Source organism: Pseudomonas sp. AC255 (assembly GCF_979258175.1).
Genome location: NZ_OZ409841.1, coordinates 859,267 through 883,449 on the forward strand (window position 1 = coordinate 859,267; position 24,183 = coordinate 883,449).

The window sequence follows — 24,183 nt, forward strand, 5'->3', positions numbered from 1 at the left end:
TCGGGCACAAAGTCAGAGAAACATGCCGCCGGATGCCTCGACCCGCTGACCGTTGATCCACTGTCCACCCTCTGACAGCAGCAGCGCCAATGCGCCGCCAATATCATCCGGCAGCCCCACACGACCCAGCGCAGTGTTGCTGGCAACCATCGCGTTGACCGCGCTGTTGTCGCGCACCGTGCCACCGCCGAAGTCGGTTTCAATCGCACCCGGCGCCAGAACGTTCACGCCAATCTGCCGCGCACCCAACTCTTTCGCCTGATAACGCGTCAGCACTTCCATCGCGCCTTTCATCGCCGCATAGGCGCCATAACCCGGCAGGCTGAAGCGGGTCAGGCCGCTGGAAATATTGACGATGCGCCCACCATCATTGATCAGCGGCAGCAGTTGCTGAGTCAGGAAGAACGGTCCTTTCAACTGCACGTTCATCAGCAGATCGAACTGCTCAGGGGTGGTCTCGCTGAACAGCGCATGCACGCCGACCCCGGCGTTGTTGATAAGGAAGTCAAAGCGCTGGCGCTGAAAAGTCTGTTCCAGTGCTTGTTCAATCTGCTCGGCAAACGCGGCGAAGTTTTCGCTGCGGCCGACGTCCAGTTGCAGCATCGCCGCGTTCGCGCCGCGTGCCTGTAATTCGCTGACCAGAGTTTGCGCCTCGTCGGCGCGGCTGTTGAAGGTGCCGATGATGTCGATGCCTTGCGCGGCGAGGTGCAGTGCGGCGCTGCGGCCGAGGCCACGACTGGCGCCGGTGATCAGTGCGATTTTGCGATTCATGCGGACTTCCTCGATTGCGTTGAGTGGGGATGGAAGAAGTGTATTTATCCGCCCTGAGGTGATAAACACGGCAAAAGCGGAATCACTGATCGGCTCGGCCGAACAATCACCGGGGCTTGTCATGAACAAACTGGAATTGCTGCGTACCTTCGTTCGGGTCAGCGAACTGTCGAGTTTCACCCTCGCCGGGGAAAGCCTCGGCCTGCCGCGCTCCACGGTGTCCGAACAGGTGCAGGCGCTCGAAGCCTTGCTCGGCACGCGGCTGTTGCAGCGAACCACGCGCAAAGTGCAGGCCACCCAGGACGGCATGGTGTTGTATGAGCGCAGCAAGGATCTGCTCTCGCACATGGATGAAATCGAGGGGCTGTTTCGTCAGGACGAGGCGTCGCTGACCGGGCGTATTCGTGTCGACATGCCGAACATTCTCGCGCGAAGGCTGATCCTGCCGCGCCTGCCGGAATTCATGGATCGCCACCCGAATCTGCAGATGGAAATCAGCAGCACCGATCGCCGCGTCGATCTGCTGAGCGAGGGTTTCGACTGCGTGTTGCGCATCGGCGCGCAGCCGGATCAGTCAGTGGTCGCCCGGCATCTTGGCGACTTCCCGATGGTCAACTGCGCCAGTCCCGCTTATCTGCAACGCTACGGCGTGCCGCAGACCATCGAGGATCTGGCGCAGCATCGGCTGGTGCATTACGTCGGCGTACTGGGCTCGCGTTCGGAAGGGTTTGTCTATGAGGAGGGTGGCGAAGTGCGGCGCGTGGCGATGGCCGGCAGTGTCACGGTCAACAGCACCGATGCCTATGAAGCGGCGTGCCTGGGCGGCTTCGGGCTGACCCAGGTGCCACGTACCGGCATGCAGCCGCATCTGGAAAATGGCGAACTGGTGACCGTACTGCCGCAACACACCGCACCGCCGATGGCGATTTCGTTGTTGTACGCGCGGCAACGGCATTTGCCGCTGCGGGTGCGGGTGTTCATGGATTGGCTAGGCGATGTCGTTCGTTCAACGCTCTGACATTGAGCACATTGCCCCTGTGGGAGCGAGCCTGCTCGCGAAAGCGCCATGTCATTCAACATTGATTTATCTGACACACCGACTTCGCGAGCAGGCTCGCTCCCACAGGGAGGGCTGTGTTGTGTGTGGGATTTGCGCTCAATAATCGCCACGCTTGCGAAACGCCCAGCGCCCGGCAATCACGGTGAACGTCGCCACCAGCGCGACCAGCACCCAAAACCCGTGAGGGTCCTGGGACAGCGGCACACCGCCGACATTCATGCCGAAAAAACCGGCAATGATGTTGATCGGCAAGGCCAGCACCGTTACCACCGTCAGGGTGAACAGCGTGCGGTTGCTTTGTTCGTTGAGGTTGGCGGCGATCTCTTCCTGCAACAGTTTGATCCGCTCGCCGAGGGCGGTGAGGTCGTTGATGATCAGCGCAAACTCCTCGGTGGATTTGCGCAACTCCTTGACGTCCTCCTTTTGCAACCATGGCGGCGGACGGTTGAGCAGGCGCAGTAACGACCCCGGCTCCAACGCCAGCAGCCGTTGCAGTCGCACCAGCACGCGACGGTTGGCGCCAAGTTCGGCGCGGTTGGTCGACAGGCGTGAAGACAGCAATTCGTCTTCGACCTGATCGACACTCAGGCTGGTCTTGCGCACGATCTGCGTCAGCACCTCACCTTGATCGCGCAGCAGATGCACGAGCAATTCCGAGGGCGAGCGAAAGCACTCGCCGGCCTTTACCGACGAGCGCAATTTATCTACCGAATGCAGCGGTTGCAGGCGCGCGCTGACGATCAGTTTGCTGCGCACGCAGACCCACAGCGTCGACACGTCGGAGGAGACCATGCTGCTGAGGTTGAACACCACATCGTTGACCACCGCCAGCAGCGCCGAATCGACATGCTCGATGCGTGTCGAACGCGAACCTTCGTGCAACGCCTCGAAAAATTCCTCGGGCAATTGCAGATGACTTTTCATCCAGCGCTCGCACGCGGCGTGGGCCAGGTTCAGGTGCAGCCAGAGGAATTCGCCACTGTCGCTGTCGTCCTGCAAACAGCGCAAAGCCGTCGCCGAATCGATCTCGCGACCGCGCTCCCCGGGCAGAAAACGAAAGCCGTAGAGCAAGCCAAACAGGTCCGGGTCGCGATGGCTGATATCGAGGCTGTGGTTCATGGCGGCTCGCTGCGAGGAAGGTGTCTGGGGCAGGATTTTCAGGTTCACCGGAGCGGCATCATCGCAAGCTCACATGACCGTTTTGTGACAGCAAAGTGACTGCAAATCAAAGCGTTACCGGCTGTCGGAAGTTTCTCAAGGAAGGCTCTGGCATGCCGATCTCAGGTGAGTTAGGTTGCGCGCCATTGGCCTTGGTCATGGTACGTCGACAGGGAAGTCCGGCCATTTTTCACGTCCGTTCGGGCGTGCCTCATCCCTGCTTCGAGTACCTTGCAATGCTGCAAAAATCCCTGAGGGCGCAAATTCTCGCCCTGTTGAGCGGCAGTCTGTTGGCGATGCTGTTGATCGCGCTGGCCTGCTTTCATTTCCTCTCCAACGGCGTGCAAAGCTACAGCCAGTTGATCGCCGGCCCGCTGCACACTTCGCAACTGATCGATGAAGCCAACCTGCAATTCAAGGTGCAGGTGCAAGAGTGGAAAAACGTTCTGCTGCGCGGCAAGCAACCAGCGGATCTGGCGAAATACTGGAGCCAGTTCGAAGAGCGTCAGCGCGACGTGCAGAACATTCTCGGCGAACTCGCCAGCCAAAAAGGCATCGAGGCCAATCTCAAATCACGTATCGAACGCTTGCGCGACGAGCATCGCCAGTTGGGCGCGGCCTATCAGAAGGGCCGCGATGCCTACGTGGCTGCCGGTGGTGACCCGAGCGCCGGCGACGCTGCTGTCAAAGGCGTCGACCGCGCCACCAGCGAGCAGATGAGTGCATTGGTTGCCGAACTTCGCGAGCAGGGTACCGCGCAGTCGGCATTGATCAGTGCCAGCGCTGACCGTACCGTGTGGCTGGGCCTGTTGGTGATGCTCGCATCAGGCTTGCTGATCGGTCTGCTGAGCCTGTGGCTGGTCAGCCGCAACCTGATCGAGCCGATCCGCAACCTCATCGATTACGTCACCCGCTTGAGCCGTGGCCAGTTGGCCGAACGTGTTGTCAGCGAGCGTCGCGATGAGCTGGGCAACCTCGCCGCCGCAGCGAACACTTTGCGCGATTTTCTGGCGGACACCTTCACTCGCTTGCAACGCAGCGCCGGTGATCTGGACAGCGCCAGCGGCGAGTTGAACGCCATTGCCACGACCATGGCCGGCGGCACCAGCGAGCAATTCAACCGCACTGATCAAGTGGCCACGGCGATGAACGAAATGTCCGCCACGGCCCAGGAAGTCGCCCGTCACGCCGCCGATGCCGCACGTGCTGCCGACGATGCCGATCAGTCGGCGCAGCAGGGTGAAAAGGTCATGCAAACCACCATTCACTCGATCACGCAGATGCGCGGCGAAATCGCCAACACCGCCACGGTGATCCGTCGCCTGGAAACCGACAGCGGTCGTATCGGCAAGGTGCTGGAAGTGATTCGTGGCATCGCCGAACAGACCAATCTGCTGGCGCTCAACGCAGCCATCGAAGCGGCGCGGGCGGGTGAGGCCGGGCGTGGTTTTGCCGTCGTCGCCGATGAGGTGCGCAACCTCGCTCAGCGCACGGCGGAGTCGATCATCGAGATCAACCAGATCATTCAGAACGTGCAGACCGGCGCTGTCGATGCCGCGCAGGCTATCGAGAGCGGCCAGGCGCGCAGTGATGAAAGTGTCGAGCAAGTCACCCAGGCCGGCGCGATGCTGGAGCGCATCACCTTGGCGGTGGAGGCGATTCGCGACATGAACCGTCAGATCGCCACAGCGGCAGAAGAGCAGACTTCAGTGGCCGAGGATATCTCGCGCAACCTGACTGAAATCACCGCGATTGCCAGCACCAACCTGGACAACGTGCAGCGCACCGAAAGTGCCAGTCAGAATTTGCATGGGTTGTCGGGGCAGTTGAATGAGGTGACGGCGCGGCTCAGTGCTTGATTTTGGGTGGTGGTTTGTCAGCCCCTCACCCTAACCCTCTCCCGGAGGGAGAGGGGACTGACCGTGTTGATTGTTCGAGATTCGCCGACCTGAAATGCCGAGGCGTACTCAGGCTGGTAGTCGTTTGTGATGGCTTTTTAATTTTGAGGCGAACTCAGGCTCCGAAATTTCCCCGATCTGCTCCCTTTCCCCCTCGCCCCCTTGGGGGAGAGGGCTGGGGTGAGGGGGATCGATTTCACAGACCACACAAAGTTTGCGCCTCAATCCGCAACCACAAAAAAGCCGCACGATCGTTAAATCGTGCGGCTCTTTAACAGCGGTCTATCAAGTATCTTGCTTGTCGCTCAGCACTTTACCGGTGGTGGCATCAAAGTCCACGTCGAACTCTTTGCCGTCAGCAGTTTTAAGTTCAACTTCATACTCATAACCATTGAAGTGGTTATCCAGGTCGGTGTCGGTAATCGTTGCGCCCGGGTGCAGTTTCAGTGCTTCGGCGTTCATCGATTCCAGCGACTTGATTTTGCCGTCCTTGACCAGTTGCGGGATCTGGTCGATGCGAACATCAGCCTGAGCCAGGCCAGCGGTGAGGGTCAGGGCAGCGGCGGTAAACAGGGCAGTCAAAGTTTTCATCGGTTCATTCCTTGGCAGTGCGTTGAAGTGGTTGATCTGTGTAAGTGGGTTCAGATTAACCAGCGCAACTTAATTCACCCTTAAATCTCTGCTCCGCGATAAAACTGCTCTTTGCGGGAGCGAGCCTGCTCGCGAAGCAGGCGACTCGATAACAAGTCAGAAACCGTTCTTCTTCAAAACATCGTCAATGCTGCCAGCCGCCGGACGCTTGTAAAACTTCAACAGTTCACTGGCGCGGTTGGTAAAGATGCCGTCGACACCCGCCGCCATGACTTTCTCGTAGTCCACCGGCTCGTCGACCGTATAAACATGCACCAGCATGCCCTGATCGTGGGTGTACTGATTCATCCATGGCTGCACCAGGTCGGAGTAACTCTGGTCACCACCATGGGTCAGCTTCGCCGAAGGGCCGGTGCCGATCGCGCCCTGGGCCTTGGCGTAATCGACCCATTGCTTGAATTCTGCTTCTGACTTCGGTTCCTGCTTGCCGTAGAAAACGTTTTTGTCTTTCTCGCCGGACGCGGCAAACGTCACCGCAGATTTAGGCTCGATGCTGCCTTCGCCGACCCACAACAGCAGGATCTTCGGCACTTGCGGCATTTCCTTTTCCAGCAATTGCAGGCTGTTCTTATCGAAGGTCTGCAGGATCACCTTGCCTTTGCCCTGACCGACGCCCAGCGCACTTTTCGCCAGTTTCGAACCGGCCGGACTGAGCCAGCCGCGATCCTGCAGTTTTTCCTTCAGGTCATGTTCTATGCCGGGAAACAGCTGCGGCTCTTTGGTTTCGATGTACAGGCCCGGCTTGTGCTGCGGGTTGGCGCGGGCGATGTCGATGATTTCATCGAGGGTAAGAATTTTCAGCCCGGCGTAGGACGGGCGTGCGCGATCCGGGTATTTAGTGTTGAACCAGCTGCCGGCATCGAGGGTTTTCAGTTCGGCCATGGTGAACGCGGTGGCCGGGCTGTCCTTGCGCTCGGGGAATTTGCTGGCAACGTCGGTGGTGCGTTGCAGGTTGTCGTCGTGCAGGGCGAAGAGCACGCCGTCCTTGCTGCGCTGCAAATCCATTTCCAGGTAATCGGCGCCCAGGTCACGGGCCAGTTTGTAGGCCGCAGCGGTGGATTCCGGGGCATCGAACGACGCGCCACGGTGAGCAATCACCGCTGGATGCGGAATGCCATGGGCGGCAGCGATTGCCTTGGGCTCGGGGTGGCTGGCGGCATGCGCCTGACCGAGGCCGAACAACAGACTCAGCACCAGAGCGCTTCGGGTAAAAGTGGCAGGCATGGTCGAGTTCCTTTCGCAGGTTTTTTTCGAGACGTACCTTTTAACAATTGAAGCGCCGCAGGGCTATCGCCAGACCGACATAAAGCGAGCAAAACGGAAATTTCCTGCACTTTTGTGGCGCTGTTTGCAGTACGCTTGCCCACGGCATATGCCCCGGCAGAGGGCGCGCCGCTACATTGCCCTGCGTGTAAACCATCGATCATCTTTCGTGAGGTTTACCATGCGCATCACCTCCCAACTCATCTGCCAGGCCGCCGACGACCTCAAAGGTTTCGTTGGCCTCAATCGCAAGACCGGCCAATACATCGTGCGCTTCAGCGAAGATTCGTTCGGCATGGACGTGGCCGACGACGGCATCATCCCGGCCAGTGAATTCGTCTGGGCGAGGGCGTCGGAAACCACCATGACGCTCAAGCGCGAGTTGATTCAGTTGCTGCTCGATCAACACATCGACGACCGCATCAACATCACCGAACCCTTACGGGTTTACATGAGCAAGGTTGAAGTGCCGGAGATTGTTGCGGTGCGGAGTCTGGTGCGCGGTTGAAGTTTTGCTGTGTGGTTGCGGGCCTCTTCGCGAGCAGGCTCGCTCCCACAGGGATTTCGTGAACGCCACAGATCCAATGTGGGAGCGAGCCTGCTCGCGAAGGCGACCTTAGTTCTGGCACACGTGAGCGTGCAACTCGCTGGTCAGTCCTTCGATGCGCTCGGTGAGGGTTTTCGTCATTTCGGTAAGGCGGGTGTTTTGTTCCAGCAATGCCAGCAATTGCGCGGAATTCTTCGCCGCCTCTGCCTGACGTTCGGTATTGGCCAATGCCAGAGCTTCGCGGTGCTGCGCATCGGCGTCGGCCTGCGCTTTGTCGCGCGCGGCCTGACGGGTTTGTGCAAGCAGGATCAATGGCGCGGCGTAGGCCGCCTGCAGGCTGAAGGCCAGGTTCAGCAGGATGAACGGGTAAACGTCGAATTGAGTCACGCCCCATACGTTGAGGCCGATCCATACCGCAACGATCAAGGTTTGCGCGCCAAGGAACAGCGGCGTGCCGAAGAACCGCGCAAAGGCTTCGGCGCGCAGGGCGAAGGCATCGTTGCCGAAGGTCGTATTCAGGTGGGCGTGGGGGCGGTGAAAGCGCAGGTGATCGATGGGGGCGTTGGGTATTTCGGGTTTTTCGTTATTCATGGGGCACTCGGCGGGGCTTGGGACGTGTCGTCACTATAGCTCTGCGTTGTGGCGGTCGACCTTCGCGGGCTGCCCACGAAGGTCGCGACTCGTTCTATCGACCCTGCACAAACCTCAATTTGGCACCCGCTCATTGGCAAACATGCTCACCGCATCCACCGCCTCACTGGCGCCGTCGCGAATCTGCAGAATCACCGTGCCGGCCTGATTGGCCAATTCCACGCCTTCTGCGGCGCGGTCACGGGTGCCTTGCATGCTCTTGATCGCCTGCCGTGTTTCGCTCTGGATCAGACTGATCATGGTGGATATCTCGGCGGTGGAGCCGCTGGTGCGCGCTGCAAGTTGCCGCACTTCATCGGCGACCACGGCAAAGCCGCGACCCTGTTCACCGGCGCGTGCCGCCTCGATGGCCGCGTTGAGGGCGAGCAGATTAGTCTGATCGGCGATCGCGCGGATGGTGTTGACGATGGCGGTGATCTGCTCGGAGCGGTCGCCCAGTTGCGCGATCAACGTTGAAGATTGGCTGATGTCCTCGGCGATTTCGCGCATTTCGCTGGCTGCCTGTTGAATCACTTGCGTACCTTGCTCGGCGACTTTTCGCGTTGCTACCGAGATGTGGTAAGCGGTGCTGGCACTGCGCGCGTCCTGCTCGTGCTGCTCGACACGGGCGGTGACGTCAGACGCGAACTTCACGACTTTGTATAAGCGCCCCGAAGCGTCGTACACCGGGTTGTAATTGGCCTCCAGCCAGACGATCTGACCGCGCTTATCCACGCGCTCAAACTGTCCGTGGAAGAACTCGCCCTGATTCAGGCGCCGCCAGAAATCCTGATAGGCGCCGCTGTTGACCAGCGCCGGAGTGCAGAACAGGCGGTGATGCTGGCCCTTGAGCTCTGCGAGGCTGTAACCCATGCGCGTGAGAAAATTCTGGTTGGCGGTAAGAATGTTGCCGTCGAGATCGAACTCGATCACCGCCATCGCGCGATCGATCGCCTGCAGCTTGGCGTTGGCCTCGTTCTCCTGCTGCACCTTGGCGGTGACATCCATCGCGTACTTGACCACTTTGATCACCCGTCCCGACGCATCCTTGATCGGGTTGTAACTGGCCTCCAGCCAGATCGGCTGGCCCTTGCTGTCGACCCGTTCAAAGGTGCCGGACTGGAACTGACCGTTTTTCAGGCGCGACCACAGCTCAGTGTATTGGGCACTGCGACCGAACTCAGGTGTGCAGAAATGCCGGTGCGGCTGGCCGATCGCCTGGGCAGCCGTGTAACCCATGGTCTTGAGGAAATTGTCATTGGCACGCAACACCACGCCATCAAGATCGAACTCGATCACCGCCATCGAACGGTTGATCGCTTCGAGCATCGCGGCCTGGTCAAAAACGGTGTGTTGCAGTTCAGCGAGGGCGGCTTTCTGGCGATTGAAAAACATGCTTGCGATACTCGGGAAGTGGGGAAAATCAAAAGGATTCAGTCCCTATTCCTGCGCCGGCAAACCGAAATGCACAGGCGGCATTCGGTGGTGACTGCTCAATGCCAACGTTCCGTTACTGGCAGATGGCTACTTATACAAAACTTAATAAAGTTGTACAAGAAAGGAATTTTTCGCGAGGTTGTATAACTTTTTACGAAATTAGTTGTACACGGCTCGACGAGCCGGTGATTCACCGCTGATACAGTGCCAGGAACATCTCCAGCGCCGACTCGGCAACTGCATTCTGCGCGTCTGGATCAAGGGCCGCGCGACCCAGCGAGATCTGCGGCCAGAACGCGAATGCCTTGAGCAAACCTTGCACTTGATGCGCGGCAAATTCCGGATCCACCGCTTTGAGCCGACCGTCGGCTTGCGCCGCGCGTATCCAGACGGTCAAGCCTTCCTCGCGCTCGCCCATGCGCTCGATCATGTTCTGTGCACGTTCGGGGGAATGAATGGTTGCGGCAATCGCTACCCGGGCGAGGGTGAGAAAATTCTCGTCAGCCATCATCTGCACTTTTTCTCGCAGCATCAGGCGCAGCTGCTCATGCAGCGGTTGCTCGCGGTCGTAGCGCACCGATGGCTCGGCGATGATCCGCGCCCACAACTGATTCAGGATCTCGGCGAACAGCTCTTCCTTGCTGGGGAAGTGGTTGTACACCGTACGCTTCGACACGCCGGCCGTAGCGGCGATCTTGTCCATGCTGGTGATTTCGAAACCGTGGGCACGGAATTCGGCGATCGCCGCCTGGATGATGGCTTCGCGTTTGCGGTCAGTGAGGCGTTGTGGAGCGATCATGAGCGGACTTCGGCAGAGAAGGGGGAAATTACACTCGGCAGTTTACTTGGCGCCGGCTTTGATGCAACCTAGAAACTACACCGCTCAGTGTAATGTTGCGTTAATCCTCGCACCTTACAAACCAGAGCGTTTGGCCTTTGCGTGCAGCTTGGCCGTTTTCATTTCCCGTGGAATACCGTGCAGCACACGGTTTTTCGGAGTCGTTCAGTCATGGCCAATCCAGTCTCTCTCCCGGACAACACACCCACGCCTGAAGCCTCGCGTCAGGATCAAGGGCTGTTTCGCAATCATGCGCCGGTGCAGCGCGAAGGGGTACGCAAAATGCTGCGGATCATGTGGAACATGATTTTCCACAAACCGCGCGACACCCGTCCGAGCGCCGCCATTCCTGTGCAGCCGCTGACCCGTGAAGATCTGCTCGCAGCGCCCAATCACAGCGTTTACCGATTGGGGCACTCGACGCTGTTGTTGAAGATGCGCGACAAATTCTGGATCACCGACCCGGTCTTCGCCGAGCGCGCCTCGCCAGTGCAATGGGCGGGTCCGAAACGTTTTCATAAGCCACCGATCAGCATCGACGAACTGCCACCGATCGAAGCGGTGATCCTCTCGCACAACCATTACGACCATCTCGACTACGAAGCGGTACTCAAACTCGCCGCCAAAACCACTTACTTCCTGACTCCGCTGGGCGTGGGCGACACCCTGATCAAATGGGGCATCGACGCCAGCAAGGTGCGCCAGTACGACTGGTGGCAGGGCACCGAAATCGCCGGTGTCCGCTTCATCGCAACCCCATCGCAGCACTTCTCCGGCCGTGGCCTGTTCGACGGCAACAGCACGCTTTGGGCGTCGTGGGTGATGATCGACGCCGACACACGAATCTTTTTCAGCGGCGACAGCGGTTACTTCGATGGCTTCAAACGCATCGGCGAACAGTACGGTCCGTTCGACCTGACCCTGATGGAAACCGGCGCCTACAACGTCGAATGGCCGCACGTGCACATGCAACCGGAAGAAACCCTGCAAGCCCACATCGACCTCAAGGGCCGCTGGCTCTTCCCGATCCACAACGGCACCTTCGACCTGGCCATGCACGCCTGGCACGAACCCTTCGACCGCATCCTCGCCCTCGCGTGGGAACGCAGTATTGCGATTACCACACCGCGAATGGGGGAGGCATTCAACCTTGCGCATCCACAACGGGGGAGTGCGTGGTGGATGGCGGTTGAAGAGGAGGGGAGGCGCTAGTGCAGAACGCCTGACGATTTCATCCGGTTCGCCTCGGTGCGAACCGGATGAATCAGATTCCTATTTCCTTCATTCGCCGGTGGTAATCCTCCATCGTAGCGACTGACAAATCCCTGAATTTCCCACGAAGTATCTGACTTAGTGTTTCCAAGGTGATGCCAGTAATTTGCGCCGCTTCAGATTCGTTCAGGTTGGCAGTCTTGATCAACGCGGCCATTTTTGTCGCATATCCCGATTTGATCAGCATTTCATCTGCACCCTGCAGTCCCAAATCTGCGTAGACGTTGCCCGTGCTTCTTTCGATATCCATCCTTAGCGCTCCTTATTCGGCCATCGCAAAATCCCCACGCCCCACCGATTCCCCTGCCATACCCTGCGCCCTGACACTGCGCCCCGGTGCGAACCCCGGAAAGAACACCAACCCCTGCGCTTCAAACCGATAAGCCAGTGCCAGTCTCGCGGCGTCCGCCACTTCCTGCTGCGCTTCGAACCGCTGGATATCTGCCACCGCCACCTCGGCCTCGCGCGACAGTTGTTCAACGCTCCAGCCCAGCATGGCGCGGGCCTGGACGCAGTGGGTCGGGGTGAACTGGAAAAGGGCAATGCGTTCGAGGACGTGGTTCATCGCAAGAGAGGCCATGGTGTGCTCCGGGCTCAAAAGTGCTGATTGAAAATGTACTGTGTTTTTGTACAGTTGTTTTCGGCCGGGATCAAACGCATTTTTCAAATTTGCCTAGTTCGTCGGCTCCAACCAGACGGACGGTGCCTGTCCCAGCACACGCCGAAACATCGTCGAAAACGCCGCCGGGCTCTCGTAGCCGAAGTCCAGGGCAATCCGCGTCACCGCTTCCCCCGCCGCCAACCGTGCCAACGCCTGCACGACGCACGCCTGCTGGCGCCACTGACGAAAGCTGAGCCCGGTCTGCTGCCGAAACAATCTGTTAAAGGTACGCAAGCTTATGTGTAACTGGTCGGCCCAATCCTGCGGCGATTGATGGGTATTGGGCATGTTCAGAAAGGTCTGACACAGACTGAGGAGCTTTCCTCCGGCGGGCATGGGAATGTGTAGGGCAAGGGCGCGCTGCGTGCCAGTTCATGCAACAGCAAGTTGATCAGCACACCGTCGCGTCCGGCCTGGTTGTACATCAGTGGCACGTCCACCGCTTCCATCAGCAAATGCCGCAGCAGCGGCGACACATTGAGCACTTGGCAGTCCGGCCCCAATTCCACGTTTCCCGGCTCGATATATACACTGCGCGTGCTCACCCCGAGCATCAATACCTCGTGGGCCACGCCCGGCGGAATCCACACCGCGCGTTGCGGCGGAACCACCCAATTACCGTTCTGAGTGCTGACCTGCATCACGCCGGTGGCGCCGTAGAGCAATTGGCCACGTCGATGCGTATGAAACGGGAGTAGGTGGCCGTGGGAATAATCGGTACCGATGGCCACGACCGGGCGAGGCGTGTCATCAAGCTGATTGATCGAAATATTGCGCATCAGGCGAGTTCCAGCGATTGGCGTAAACGCGAACATTATTGGCCCAACTACTGAAGCCGGCCAGTGCATCACGCTCTAATGTCCTGGGCTCCCCGATCCTGGACGCCCACCATGTTCTACCTCCTGCTTACGCTGTTCGGTTGCCTCACCGGCATCAGCGCCGTGCTCTTCGGTTTCGGCGGCGGCTTCGTCATCGTGCCGCTGCTCTATCGCATGCTCACCGCCAGCCACGCAGCCGACGACCCCATCGCGCAATCGGCCATGCACATCGCCGTGGCCACCTCGACCTGCGTGATGGTCGTCAACGCCCTGATCGCCACACGCAAACACCAGCGCGCTGGCAATCTGCTCCGGGAATACCTCTGGCCATTGGGCGGGTTTATCGGCGTGGGCGCGATCGTCGGCGCCATCGCTGCGATGTGGGTCAGCGGCGAAGTGATCCGCTACGCCTTCATCGCCTACCTGGGCCTGACCATCGTCGATTGCCTGCTGTGCCGAGGATTTCTCACACAGTCCCAAACCACATTCCCACGGCGACTGACCTCAACAGAAACATCCGCCGGCGGCGTAGGCATCGGCGCCATCGCGACCTTCCTAGGTGTAGGAGGAAGCGTCATGACCGTGCCGCTGCTGCGCCGCTGCGGGCTGAGCATGTCGCAAGCGACGTCCATGGCCAATCCGCTCAGCGTCCCGGTAGCGCTGGCCGGGACGCTGACCTACATGGCGCTGGCCGGTTTCACCGGGGCTGATCTGGGGGGTTGGTATATCGGGTATGTCGATGTGCTGGCGTTTGCGCTGCTGACGGTTGGTTCGTTGCTGGGGATCAGTTTGGCTGCGCGGTGGATTGGGCGGATACCGGATCGGCTGCATGCCTGGATCTATATTGGTTTGCTGATCGTGGTGCTGCTGAGCATGTCGCTCAAATGAATCGTTGATTGACGCAGGCGAAAGAAATCAGAATCGGCGGCAGAGCGTTGCCCTCCAGTCTTCAGCAGAGAACCAGGATGTTGATCTTCAATTGCACCGAAGCCGCCAGTAAGTTCTTCAGCCGTGTTCATAAAGGCCAAACGATCACGCCGGTGGACACCAAACCGCCGTCATCAGTTATTGAGGATGATGAGCTGAACGGCGCGGACGAACAGTGGTTGGTTCATGCGATCACTGTGCAGCGCAAACATGTGTTGTTGGTCCTGCACATCAAAACCCGCTATTGCGTGATCCTGGCCGATGCCAAAAAGGCCGACGCCGAAGGGTTTGTAGCGTGGTTTAACGAGCGTTGGCGCGAAGGTCTGATCCGCGATGCAATCAATCATGACCTCATGCAATGGGTTGATGCGGGGACAATGACCGATCGTCTCGAGCTGAGTCGCGAGTATCGTTTTTATCGCCGTGGCCATCGCAGCGCACAAAAGCACATCGAACAAATCGCCTGGTTTTTCGAGGATTGCGCGGCAGAGTGGGGCTGTTTGCCCCAAGGCGAACGTGCAGCTATCGGTTTCGATGCGCGGATGAATTCGCAAATTCGAAACACCAAGGACCGAAAAGATTACTTTCGCCCTGATGAAGAAATGCTCGCTCATTGGCTGCGCCAGTATTGCGGAGTGGAAGATCTGGGCGTTCAGGCTGCAGTTGAGCGACGCAGGGAGGCGGAGCGGGAGATTCGAGCGTTTGAAGAAGGGGCACGCATCAACTGAGCGTCATTCCAACCCCGGCGCTTCACGAATTATGAAGTGATCCAGGTTCTCGATATTGGCATTGAAGACCTCGAAAGGTTTTTCGGGGTTCTTCTTGCCGGGCACCTGCTTCAACTCCGGCGTCACCCCATAAAAGAAACAGAACAACGCCTTGTCGCTGTCCACCGCATGCTTGATCTCTTCCAGGAACGCCTTGCGCTTGCGGTAGTTGTCGATCAGCTTCTTGTTCAGATAAACGCTGACCGGATACGGCTTCTTCTTGCTGTCTTCGGGCTTCTTGAACCAGACCTTGTCCTCGAAGTCGATCCGAAAACTGGCACTGTGGAAGTCCTCGATCTTCTTGATCCGCCCCCAGTAAATCAGCCCCTTGTTGTCCGTAAGATACTCGATCTTCTTGAAGAACGAACTGTACGGCGCCGTATGCTCGCCGATCTTCAACGGCATCCGCTTGAGCAAATCCTTGTCGGCGAAGTTGGAAACAAAACACTCCACCGGATGCGCAAACACACTGGTCTTGTCCGGCGCCGACTCACGACCCACCGACTCTTTACCACTGTCCGCCGCCGCCCGCACCGGATCATCCCGCAACACATCCGCCGCTCCCGCTGGCGCGACAGGCTTGCGCACATACTCGCGCCGGGTCAGCAATAACTCTGAGGGGAAGTGCTCCTCACGCCCGTCATCCACCTCGCCATCCGCCGTCTCAAGACCCGACGCCGACGCCTTCAAACTCACATACGGACAACCCGCCACATGCTGTGTAGTGGGCAGATTCTTGAAGTGCGGCGTGCGCACGTAATTCACATTCTTGGCGTTGAACGTACCCAACTCATTGGAAGCCTCGAACGCCGAGCGACAAGCATCGTTGGGGCACTGGAAGTGTTCCTTCGCAGAGTCAAACGCCACCGTCTCATCGAAATTGAGATCGCGAACGTCATAGATCGACAACTTGTCGTCGAGGCTGAGGCAGTAGGCGAGATCGAATTTCATGGTGGGGCTCGGATCCTTGAGTGGGGGAGGGGTATTAATAGCGGGAGGCGGCGCGGGTTGCACTGATTGTTTTCGGGGTGAGGCGGAATCTGTGGGAGGCAGTCTGCTGGCGATTCTCGGCATCGACTCAATACCCAATCCCGACTCCCGGCCGGCAGCAACACATTTCAATCGTGGTGAGGGGATTTATCCCCGTTGGGCAGCGAAGCTGCCCCAAATCCAGCAAATGAGGTTAGTCAGACAAACTGCAATTATTCCTTTTCGAGTCTTCCAACGTTGGCATAAAGCCAAGCAGTGAATTCAGCTCTGTCGTCCGAATGGTGGCAACGTTGGTGACAGTTGGGACATAACGCCACAACATTCGTGTCAAGGTCCGAACCCTTTTGCGACATGTGCTTAACGTGATGCACTTCTAAAAACGGTTTCCCATTTTTTTCAAATGGCGCTGCTTTGCCACAACCCTCGCACTTTCCATTGGCTTGCTGACGAACCCAGCCCCTCAATTCAGGATCGCGAAAGTAAACCTTTCTAGTGGAAGTCGTTTGGATAGGTGTTTTTATTCCTTTGGGGACGTAGTCAAATTGCTTCCGCTCAAATTTAGCCGCGCGTTGCTCGAGCAATGCTTCGTCCGCCGTCGGATTGGAATCTTCAAGTGTCAGAACGGTAGAAGCATCAAGTGCCTTACGGATGCTGCGCGCTACATTCGCGCCAACATTCTTGGCAGGTTTGTAGCCTTCAATACGCTTTCTATCCATCTCGACCAATACGGTAGAAATGTTCTGCATCCGGAACTCGACAGAGCCTTTAGTCCGACCGGCTAACGGGCCTTCGCGCAGGATGCGATTCTCCTCAGTCTTGACGAATTTCTGGCCGCTCTGCTCGCGTACAAGCATCTTCAGATAGGCATCGACTGCCGCCTGAATCTCGACCTCACTCCAATCGCTATTACTTTTTTCCGTGTCCATAAAATCGCCGAGGGTTGAAAACCCTCGGACGATACTGAGTGGCCATCACTGCTGTCTAGGAAATTTCCTACGGGGAAAAGCGACTGATCCTGCCAAATCCTACCAATGCATCGTTAACCTAATTACCGCTTTGCACCCATAAAAAAGCCCCGATAAAATCGGGGCTTTTTGCTTTCTCGACTTGTCGACTCAGGCAGCAATCGTCAAATCGCACCAAGCGAGACTATTAGTCCCAGCTCAGAGCACCACCAGTTTGGTATTCGATCACGCGAGTCTCAAAGAAATTCTTCTCTTTCTTCAAGTCCATAATCTCGCTCATCCAAGGGAACGGGTTAGTCGTCCCTGGATATTCCTCTTTCAAACCAATCTGCGACAACCGACGGTTAGCGATGAATTTCAGATAATCCTCCATCATCGCCGCGTTCATACCCAACACCCCGCGAGGCATGGTGTCACGCGCGTATTCGATCTCCAGCTGCGTACCCTGCAGGATCATCTGGGTCGCTTCTTCCTTCATTTCGGCATCCCACAGGTGTGGGTTTTCGATTTTGATCTGGTTGATCACGTCGATGCCGAAGTTCAGGTGCATGGATTCGTCGCGCAGGATGTATTGGAACTGCTCGGCGACGCCGGTCATTTTGTTGCGGCGGCCCATGGAGAGGATTTGGGTGAAGCCGCAGTAGAAGAAGATGCCTTCCAGAACGCAGTAGTAGGCGATCAGGTTGCGCAGCAACTCTTTGTCGGTTTCCGGGGTGCCGGTTTCGAACTTTGGATCGGAGATCGAACGGGTGTACTTCAGGCCCCAGGCTGCTTTCTTCGCGACCGATGGAATCTCGTGGTACATGTTGAAGATTTCGCCTTCATCCATGGCCAGCGATTCGATGCAGTACTGGTAGGCGTGGGTGTGGATCGCTTCTTCGAAAGCCTGGCGCAGGATGTACTGGCGGCATTCCGGGTTGGTGATCAGGCGGTACACGGCCAGGACCAGGTTGTTGGCAACCAGGGAGTCGGCGGTGGAGAAGAAGCCGAGGTTGCGCATGACGATGCGGCGCTCGTCGTCGGTCAGGCCTTCCGGGTTTTTCCAGAGGGCGATGTCGGCGGTCATGTTGACTTCTTGCGGCATCCAGTGGTTTGCGCAACCGTCCAGATACTTCTGCCAGGCCCAGTCGTACTTGAATGGCACGAGTTGGTTGAGGTCGGCGCGGCAGTTGATCATGCGCTTTTCGTCAACGGCGACACGAGCGGAGGCGCCTTCGAGTTCGGCGAGGCCTTCGGCGACGTCGAGGGAGTTCAGTGCAGCCTTGGCGCGGGCCACGGCGGCCGAGTCGTCGGCGGTGACGGCGCGGGCTTCCAGCGCTGCGGCACCGCCGGCGTTGTCGAGGCGGTCCATGTTGGCTTCGCTTGCGTGGCCGGCGTTGGCGCCTTTCACGGTTGCGACTTCACTGTCTTCTTTATCGAATTCGTCCCAGCTCAGCATGACGTGTCGTCTCCTGCGTGAGGGCTTGTGCCCGTGTGAAACCTGAAGGGTTGGTTTTTCACACGGCCAAACAAGCCGCGTTGGATGTCGTTTTTTGCAGCGCTGCACGCAGGCAAATAAACAGAAATTTTGACGGGTTCCGAGAGCCTCTGATGGGCGCAATCAGCGTCTGGCACTGTTGCGGGGCTTCAGAATGGCTTTTGCTCCCTGTAAGGGAATATTGCTGACCCGTATAGGGCGGCATTATAGGGAAATTTTTACCGGCGTGGTGCGGCGAATCGGCTCATGGCGAGGCCGAGGAGGGGGTGGATTTCGGTCCGACCGAGGGATTACAGGGCTTTGCGCGGAATCGACCCGAGCAGATTTTTTTTCGTTAATTTTTTGGCAGGTGGTTTTTTGTTTAAAAAATAGCCAGAAAAGTGGGTTTTTCACTATATCTAGTGTTTTGCAAGCCTTTTTCGCGGCTCCAGACACAACTGAGCCCGACCGAAGCCGGGCTGGAATCGACCCTCAATGTGGCGTTGAGCGATCCGATTCGGTGCAGTCTGATTCAGTTCGTGCAGCCGTTGCCCATGATGCTGTAGCGCAGGATGTGGCGTTGGCCTTTGGAGTCGTCGTATTCCATTTTCGCCGGTACTACTTCGCAGACATTTGGCACTTCGCTCATCGATACAACTTTGGCGATGTCCAGGTGCGTGGAGTAAGTGTATTCCTCGATTACCGGTTGTTGCTGTGCGACATCAGTCGGGACCTCGTCTGCCATGGCGGTTGCGCACAGACTGCTGAGGGCCAGAACCAATAAAGCTTTCATTTCTAATTCACCTTTTTGAGGTCGAGTGGGGTCACGCAACCTTTTTAGGGTTGCGTGTGGAGCTTGAGTAGTTGATGCGTTACTTGGAGCGCTGGATTAACGGCCTTCGTGGGGGCTGTAACGTTGTTAATCGCGGTTGCCTTGTTGGCGAGGTGAATTTTAGGGCGGTGGGATGCAGGTAAACAGGGGCGGTTTTGATAAACACTTTTGATAGATTTGGTAACAATCGATTGAGGTCTTGGTGTCTGGCCGGATGGGGTTTGCCTGAAGGACTGCGTTGACTGCATCGCTGGCAAGCCAGCTCCCACATGGAATGCGGACATTTTGTAGGGGCTTGTTACTACCATCGTCGAATGGTTCTATGGGCCCCACCCGGCTACAACAGGGTCATACAAAAACAACTATTACACCGAGGTAGGAAAGATGAGTGCGGCTTCTCTGTATCCCGTTCGTCCCGAGGTTCTGGCTAACACGCTGACTGACGAGGCGACCTACAAAGCCATGTACCAGCAGTCGGTCGTCAACCCTGACGGCTTCTGGCGCGAGCAAGCCAAGCGTCTCGACTGGATCAAACCTTTCACCACGGTGAAACAGACGTCGTTCGACGATCACCATGTCGACATCAAGTGGTTTGCCGACGGCACCCTGAACGTTTCCTACAACTGCCTCGACCGTCATCTGGCCGAGCGCGGCGATCAAGTCGCGATCATCTGGGAAGGCGACGATCCTTCCGAGAGCCGCAACATCACCTACCGCGAACTGCACGAACAAGTCTGCAAACTGGCCAACGCCCTGCGTGGTCAGGACGTGCACCGCGGCGACGTGGTGACCATTTATATGCCGATGATTCCCGAAGCCGTGGTCGCCATGCTGGCCTGCACCCGGATCGGCGCGATTCACTCGGTGGTGTTCGGCGGTTTCTCGCCGGAAGCCCTGGCCGGTCGCATCATCGACTGCAAATCGAAAGTGGTGATCACCGCTGACGAAGGTATCCGCGCTGGCAAGAAGATTTCCCTCAAGGCCAACGTCGACGACGCGCTGACCAACCCGGAAACCAGCAGCATCCAGAAAGTCATCGTGTGCAAGCGCACCGGTGGCGACATCAAGTGGAACCAGCATCGCGACATCTGGTACGAAGACCTGATGAAAGTGGCGGGCACTGTTTGCGCGCCGAAAGAGATGGGCGCCGAAGAAGCGCTGTTCATCCTTTATACCTCCGGCTCGACCGGCAAACCGAAGGGCGTGCAGCACACCACCGGTGGTTACTTGCTGTACGCAGCGATGACCCACGAGCGCGTGTTCGACTACCGTCCGGGCGAAGTCTACTGGTGCACCGCCGACGTCGGCTGGGTCACCGGCCACAGCTACATCGTCTACGGCCCGCTGGCCAATGGCGCGACCACGCTGCTGTTCGAAGGCGTGCCGAACTATCCGGACATTACCCGGGTGGCGAAGATCGTCGACAAGCACAAGGTCAACATCCTCTACACCGCACCGACCGCGATTCGCGCCATGATGGCCTCGGGTCAGGCAGCGGTTGAGGGCGCTGATGGCAGCAGTCTGCGTCTGCTCGGTTCGGTCGGTGAGCCGATCAACCCGGAAGCGTGGGATTGGTACTACAAGAATGTCGGCAAGTCGCGTTGCCCGATCGTCGATACCTGGTGGCAGACCGAAACCGGCGGCAACATGATGAGTCCGCTTCCGGGGGCGCACGCGCTGAAGCCGGGTTCGGCAGCACGTCCGTTCTTTGGTGTGGTGCCGGCGCTGGTCGACAATCTCGGTAACATCATCGAGGGCGAGGCTGAAGGCAATCTGGTGATTCTCGATTCGTGGCCAGGTCAGGCGCGTACGCTGTATGGCGATCACGATCGTTTCGTTGACACCTACTTCAAGACTTTCCGTGGCATGTACTTCACCGGTGACGGCGCGCGTCGCGATGCCGATGGTTACTACTGGATCACCGGGCGTGTGGACGACGTGCTCAACGTTTCCGGCCACCGCATGGGCACCGCCGAAATCGAAAGCGCGATGGTCGCGCATCCGAAGGTGGCCGAAGCTGCGGTGGTGGGTGTGCCGCATGACATCAAGGGGCAGGGCATCTATGTCTATGTGACCTTGAAGAATGGCGAGGAACCGACCGAGCAGTTGCGTCTGGAGCTGAAGAACTGGGTGCGCAAGGAGATCGGCCCGATTGCTTCGCCGGACGTGATCCAGTGGGCGCCGGGGCTGCCGAAGACCCGTTCGGGCAAGATCATGCGCCGCATCCTGCGCAAGATCGCCACGGCGGAATACGATGGGCTGGGCGATATCTCGACCCTGGCGGATCCGGGTGTGGTGCAGCATTTGATTGATACGCACAAGACCATGAATGTTGCTTAAGTAGCGGGTTGATGTGCTGAAAAGCCCTGTTCGGTGTTCGCCGGACAGGGTTTTTTTGTGTCTGCAGGTTTTAGGGTGGCTGGGCTGGCCTTATCGCTGGCAAGCCAGCTCCCACAGGTTTTTGATCGTTCCCACGCGGAGCGTGGGAACGATCAGCGACTCAACCAATAATTATCGATCTGCACCGTCAGACCTTTCCCGCTGTTACCCGCCACAACCCAATGTGTAACCGCCCGCGCCAAACCGGGGCGAAGGGAAACGCGGTGCGCTGTTTTAGAGCCTCCAAAGCCCTGCTGAAAAATAAGACATAACGCTGCGCTTGCCGGATTAGAAGGGTTTACGAATAATAGGCCCGCAACTTGCAATATGTATCGGTTCACTGTCTTTCGCTCTTGCATGAATTTGCTGGGCTGTCAATGAGCTCAAACCGCTTTCTCGGTGCATCTGTAATTAGTTGTCGCATTGAAGAAATATCGGCTTCGGGCCTGTCGTTAGAATGCCGATCACTCGCTCATCGTGGCTGACGTTGAAATCGCCTGCGGTTCCAATGGGAAATTTCCGCCGATGCGCAACCGATTTCCGATTCACCCATTCGCATATTGGGCTGTCGCTCACTCTGCCGTTTTTGCCCTTTACCGATGGAGTCCCAAGATGAAGAAACTTGTGCTGCTTGGCGCCCTGGCACTGTCCGTGCTGTCGATGAATGCCTTCGCTGACGAAAAACCGCTGAAGATCGGCATCGAAGCGGCTTACCCTCCATTCGCTTCGAAAGCACCGGACGGCAGCATCGTCGGTTTCGACTACGACATTGGCAACGCGCTGTGCGAAGAAATGAAGGTCAAGTGCGTGTGGGTCGAGCAAGAGTTCGACGGTCTGATCCCGGCTCTCAAAGTGCGCAAGATCGACGCGATCCTGTCGTCGATGTCGATCACCGAAGATCGCAAGAAGTCGGTCGACTTCACCAACAAGTACTACAACACCCCGGCGCGTCTGGTCATGAAGGCCGGCACTCAGGTCAGCGAAGGTCTGGCTGAACTGAAAGGCAAGAACATCGGCGTACAACGTGGCTCGATCCACGAGCGTTTCGCCCGCGAAGTTCTGGCTCCATTGGGCGCCGAGATCAAGCCGTACGGCTCGCAGAACGAAATCTACCTCGACCTGGCTGCCGGTCGCCTCGACGGTACCGTGGCTGACGCCACCCTGCTGGACGATGGTTTCCTGAAAACCGACGCCGGCAAAGGCTTCGCATTCGTTGGCCCGGCCTTCACCGACGTCAAATACTTCGGCGACGGCGTAGGTATCGCGGTGCGCAAGGGCGACGCCCTGAAAGACAAGATCAACACTGCCATCGCGGCCATCCGCGAAAACGGCAAATACAAGGCAATCCAGGACAAGTACTTCGCCTTCGATATCTACGGCAAGTAACACGTCTCTGCGACAAGTCCGAAATGGCGCAAGCAACAGAATCTCTGCGGTTTGCGCCATTTTTTCATCCCAACTTTCGAGGACCTGAATCATGTTGAAAGGCTACGGGGCTGTCATCCTCGATGGCGCATGGCTGACGCTTCAGCTCGCCTTGTCGTCCATGGCTCTGGCCATCGTTCTCGGGCTGATCGGTGTCGCGTTGCGCCTGTCGCCGGTGCGCTGGCTGGCGTGGCTGGGCGATCTTTATTCGACGGTGATCCGCGGGATTCCCGACCTGGTACTGATCCTGCTGATCTTCTACGGCGGTCAGGACTTGCTCAACCGCGTCGCACCGATGCTCGGCTATGACGACTACATCGATCTGAACCCGCTGGCCGCCGGTATCGGCACCCTCGGTTTCATCTTCGGTGCGTACCTCTCGGAGACGTTCCGTGGCGCGTTCATGGCGATCCCCAAAGGCCAGGCCGAAGCGGGCATGGCGTACGGCATGAGCAGTTTCCAGGTGTTCTTCCGGGTGATGGTGCCGCAGATGATTCGTCTGGCGATTCCCGGCTTCACCAACAACTGGCTGGTACTGACCAAGGCCACCGCGCTGATTTCCGTGGTCGGTCTGCAAGACATGATGTTCAAGGCCAAGCAGGCGGCAGATGCCACGCGCGAGCCTTTCACCTTCTTCCTCGCAGTGGCGGCGATGTACCTGGTGATCACCAGTGTTTCGTTGCTGGCATTGCGTCACCTTGAGAAGCGCTACTCGGTAGGCGTAAGGGCGGCTGATCTATGATCTTCGACTACAACGTCATCTGGGAGGCACTGCCGCTGTACTTCAGCGGCCTGCTGACCACCCTCAAACTGCTCGCGCTGTCGCTGTTCTTCGGTTTGCTCGCGGCGTTGCCGCTGGGGCTGATGCGCGTCTCGAAAAACCCGTTCGTCAACGGCGCCGCGTGGCTGTACACCTACGTGATTCGCGGCACGCCGATGCTGGTGCAGCTGTTCCTGATCTACTACGGTCTGGCCCAGTTCGAAGCGGTGCGCGAAAGCTTCCTGTGGCCGTGGCTGTCCAGCGCAACGTTCTGTGCCTGTCTGGCTTTTGCCGTCAACACCAGCGCCTACACCGCGGAAATCATCGCCGGCAGCCTCAAGGCCACGCCGAACGGTGAGATCGAAGCGGCCAAGGCCATGGGCATGTCGCGCTTCAAACTGTACAAGCGCATCCTGCTGCCGTCGGCCCTGCGCCGGGCGCTGCCGCAGTACAGCAACGAAGTGATCATGATGCTGCAGACCACCAGTCTGGCGTCGATCGTGACCCTGATCGACATCACTGGCGCGGCACGTACCGTCAACGCGCAGTTCTACCTGCCGTTCGAGGCGTACATCACTGCCGGCGTGTTCTACCTGTGCCTGACCTTCATTCTGGTCAAGCTGTTCAAACTGGCCGAGCGTCGCTGGTTGAGCTACCTCGCGCCACGGAAGCACTGAT

Annotated in this window: 23 protein-coding genes and 2 pseudogenes; 11 read left to right on the plus strand and 14 right to left on the minus strand. The window is 58.1% G+C overall.

What is annotated here, in order from left to right:
• Positions 1 to 12: 12 nt before the first annotated feature.
• Complete coding sequence (locus ACZZ0K_RS04035) at positions 13 to 771, minus strand: SDR family NAD(P)-dependent oxidoreductase (RefSeq protein WP_252884719.1); 759 nt, start codon at positions 769 to 771, stop codon at positions 13 to 15.
• A gap of 121 nt (positions 772 to 892) precedes the next feature.
• Between ACZZ0K_RS04035 and ACZZ0K_RS04040 the strand changes: the two genes are divergently transcribed.
• Positions 893 to 1,789 (plus strand): LysR family transcriptional regulator, encoded by an 897-nt coding sequence (locus ACZZ0K_RS04040; RefSeq protein ID WP_252868132.1) that lies wholly within the window; start codon positions 893 to 895, stop codon positions 1,787 to 1,789.
• 138 nt (positions 1,790 to 1,927) lie between these two features.
• Here the strand turns inward: ACZZ0K_RS04040 and ACZZ0K_RS04045 are convergent, their stop codons facing one another.
• Positions 1,928 to 2,950, minus strand: coding sequence for a transporter (locus tag ACZZ0K_RS04045; protein WP_039758494.1), 1,023 nt, complete (start codon positions 2,948 to 2,950; stop codon positions 1,928 to 1,930).
• Positions 2,951 to 3,804: 854 nt separating this feature from the next.
• Here ACZZ0K_RS04045 and ACZZ0K_RS04050 point away from each other — a divergent pair.
• Together ACZZ0K_RS04050 and ACZZ0K_RS04055 are read left to right on the plus strand one after the other, a co-directional pair.
• Positions 3,805 to 3,963, plus strand: a pseudogene (locus ACZZ0K_RS04050) (HAMP domain-containing protein); the annotation flags it as partial.
• Positions 3,964 to 4,080: 117 nt separating this feature from the next.
• Positions 4,081 to 4,848 (plus strand): methyl-accepting chemotaxis protein, encoded by a 768-nt coding sequence (locus ACZZ0K_RS04055; protein WP_408005036.1) that lies wholly within the window; start codon positions 4,081 to 4,083, stop codon positions 4,846 to 4,848.
• A 324-nt stretch (positions 4,849 to 5,172) separates the two neighbouring features.
• On the opposite strand, the gene ACZZ0K_RS04060 is transcribed toward ACZZ0K_RS04055, so the two are convergent.
• Together ACZZ0K_RS04060 and ACZZ0K_RS04065 are read right to left on the minus strand one after the other, a co-directional pair.
• Positions 5,173 to 5,478 (minus strand): PepSY domain-containing protein, encoded by a 306-nt coding sequence (locus tag ACZZ0K_RS04060; RefSeq protein WP_016773566.1) that lies wholly within the window; start codon positions 5,476 to 5,478, stop codon positions 5,173 to 5,175.
• 156 nt (positions 5,479 to 5,634) lie between these two features.
• Positions 5,635 to 6,762: a glycerophosphodiester phosphodiesterase gene (locus ACZZ0K_RS04065; RefSeq protein WP_041479218.1), complete on the minus strand. Its 1,128-nt coding sequence runs from the start codon at positions 6,760 to 6,762 to the stop codon at positions 5,635 to 5,637.
• 220 nt (positions 6,763 to 6,982) lie between these two features.
• Here ACZZ0K_RS04065 and ACZZ0K_RS04070 point away from each other — a divergent pair, with 220 nt between their 5' ends.
• Positions 6,983 to 7,309 carry a DUF2025 family protein gene (locus tag ACZZ0K_RS04070; RefSeq protein ID WP_056788026.1) on the plus strand — a complete coding sequence of 109 codons (327 nt, stop codon included), beginning with the start codon at positions 6,983 to 6,985 and terminating at the stop codon, positions 7,307 to 7,309.
• Positions 7,310 to 7,417: 108 nt separating this feature from the next.
• On the opposite strand, the gene ACZZ0K_RS04075 is transcribed toward ACZZ0K_RS04070, so the two are convergent.
• From ACZZ0K_RS04075 to ACZZ0K_RS04085, 3 genes are all read right to left on the minus strand, one after another.
• A complete protein-coding gene (locus tag ACZZ0K_RS04075; protein WP_243240881.1) occupies positions 7,418 to 7,939 on the minus strand; it encodes a DUF1003 domain-containing protein in 522 nt (173 codons plus the stop codon).
• Between the two features lie 114 nt (positions 7,940 to 8,053).
• The gene (locus ACZZ0K_RS04080; protein ID WP_122704239.1) at positions 8,054 to 9,373 is read right to left on the minus strand and encodes a methyl-accepting chemotaxis protein; all 1,320 of its coding nucleotides are present in this window, start codon (positions 9,371 to 9,373) and stop codon (positions 8,054 to 8,056) included.
• A gap of 232 nt (positions 9,374 to 9,605) precedes the next feature.
• Positions 9,606 to 10,214, minus strand: a complete 609-nt coding sequence (locus tag ACZZ0K_RS04085) for a TetR/AcrR family transcriptional regulator (protein ID WP_463558986.1) — start codon at positions 10,212 to 10,214, stop codon at positions 9,606 to 9,608.
• Positions 10,215 to 10,424: 210 nt separating this feature from the next.
• On the opposite strand from ACZZ0K_RS04085, the gene ACZZ0K_RS04090 reads away from it, so the two are divergent.
• Positions 10,425 to 11,465, plus strand: coding sequence for an MBL fold metallo-hydrolase (locus tag ACZZ0K_RS04090; protein WP_463558987.1), 1,041 nt, complete (start codon positions 10,425 to 10,427; stop codon positions 11,463 to 11,465).
• Between the two features lie 52 nt (positions 11,466 to 11,517).
• Here the strand turns inward: ACZZ0K_RS04090 and ACZZ0K_RS04095 are convergent, their stop codons facing one another.
• From ACZZ0K_RS04095 to ACZZ0K_RS04105, 3 genes and pseudogenes are all read right to left on the minus strand, one after another.
• A complete protein-coding gene (locus ACZZ0K_RS04095; protein ID WP_024014028.1) occupies positions 11,518 to 11,775 on the minus strand; it encodes a helix-turn-helix domain-containing protein in 258 nt (85 codons plus the stop codon).
• A gap of 12 nt (positions 11,776 to 11,787) precedes the next feature.
• Complete coding sequence (locus tag ACZZ0K_RS04100) at positions 11,788 to 12,105, minus strand: helix-turn-helix domain-containing protein (RefSeq protein ID WP_095181514.1); 318 nt, start codon at positions 12,103 to 12,105, stop codon at positions 11,788 to 11,790.
• Between the two features lie 93 nt (positions 12,106 to 12,198).
• Positions 12,199 to 12,965 (minus strand): annotated as a pseudogene (locus tag ACZZ0K_RS04105) (AraC family transcriptional regulator).
• A gap of 111 nt (positions 12,966 to 13,076) precedes the next feature.
• Here ACZZ0K_RS04105 and ACZZ0K_RS04110 point away from each other — a divergent pair.
• Together ACZZ0K_RS04110 and ACZZ0K_RS04115 are read left to right on the plus strand one after the other, a co-directional pair.
• Positions 13,077 to 13,892, plus strand: coding sequence for a sulfite exporter TauE/SafE family protein (locus ACZZ0K_RS04110; protein WP_463558988.1), 816 nt, complete (start codon positions 13,077 to 13,079; stop codon positions 13,890 to 13,892).
• Between the two features lie 77 nt (positions 13,893 to 13,969).
• A complete protein-coding gene (locus ACZZ0K_RS04115; RefSeq protein WP_463558989.1) occupies positions 13,970 to 14,659 on the plus strand; it encodes a DUF6933 domain-containing protein in 690 nt (229 codons plus the stop codon).
• Between the two features lie 3 nt (positions 14,660 to 14,662).
• On the opposite strand, the gene ACZZ0K_RS04120 is transcribed toward ACZZ0K_RS04115, so the two are convergent.
• The 4 genes from ACZZ0K_RS04120 to ACZZ0K_RS04135 form a co-directional block, all read right to left on the minus strand.
• Positions 14,663 to 15,649: a hypothetical protein gene (locus ACZZ0K_RS04120; protein WP_150743486.1), complete on the minus strand. Its 987-nt coding sequence runs from the start codon at positions 15,647 to 15,649 to the stop codon at positions 14,663 to 14,665.
• 251 nt (positions 15,650 to 15,900) lie between these two features.
• The gene (locus tag ACZZ0K_RS04125) at positions 15,901 to 16,614 is read right to left on the minus strand and encodes an HNH endonuclease (protein WP_150743487.1); all 714 of its coding nucleotides are present in this window, start codon (positions 16,612 to 16,614) and stop codon (positions 15,901 to 15,903) included.
• A gap of 226 nt (positions 16,615 to 16,840) precedes the next feature.
• Positions 16,841 to 18,091, minus strand: coding sequence for a ribonucleotide-diphosphate reductase subunit beta (locus ACZZ0K_RS04130; RefSeq protein ID WP_016773579.1), 1,251 nt, complete (start codon positions 18,089 to 18,091; stop codon positions 16,841 to 16,843).
• Positions 18,092 to 18,641: 550 nt separating this feature from the next.
• Entirely contained in the window at positions 18,642 to 18,902 is a 261-nt protein-coding gene (locus ACZZ0K_RS04135) for a DUF2790 domain-containing protein (RefSeq protein ID WP_007912695.1), read from the minus strand.
• Positions 18,903 to 19,325: 423 nt separating this feature from the next.
• Between ACZZ0K_RS04135 and acs the strand changes: the two genes are divergently transcribed.
• The 4 genes from acs (at position 19,326) to ACZZ0K_RS04155 (ending at position 24,182) form a co-directional block, all read left to right on the plus strand.
• Entirely contained in the window at positions 19,326 to 21,281 is a 1,956-nt protein-coding gene (acs, locus tag ACZZ0K_RS04140; protein WP_007912698.1) for an acetate--CoA ligase, read from the plus strand.
• Positions 21,282 to 21,932: 651 nt separating this feature from the next.
• Positions 21,933 to 22,706, plus strand: coding sequence for an ABC transporter substrate-binding protein (locus tag ACZZ0K_RS04145; protein WP_463558990.1), 774 nt, complete (start codon positions 21,933 to 21,935; stop codon positions 22,704 to 22,706).
• Between the two features lie 91 nt (positions 22,707 to 22,797).
• Positions 22,798 to 23,487: an ABC transporter permease gene (locus ACZZ0K_RS04150; protein WP_016773583.1), complete on the plus strand. Its 690-nt coding sequence runs from the start codon at positions 22,798 to 22,800 to the stop codon at positions 23,485 to 23,487.
• Positions 23,484 to 24,182, plus strand: coding sequence for an ABC transporter permease (locus ACZZ0K_RS04155; RefSeq protein WP_024014019.1), 699 nt, complete (start codon positions 23,484 to 23,486; stop codon positions 24,180 to 24,182). The genes ACZZ0K_RS04150 and ACZZ0K_RS04155 overlap by 4 nt, the downstream gene beginning before the upstream one ends.
• The last annotated feature ends 1 nt before the right edge of the window (position 24,183 follow it).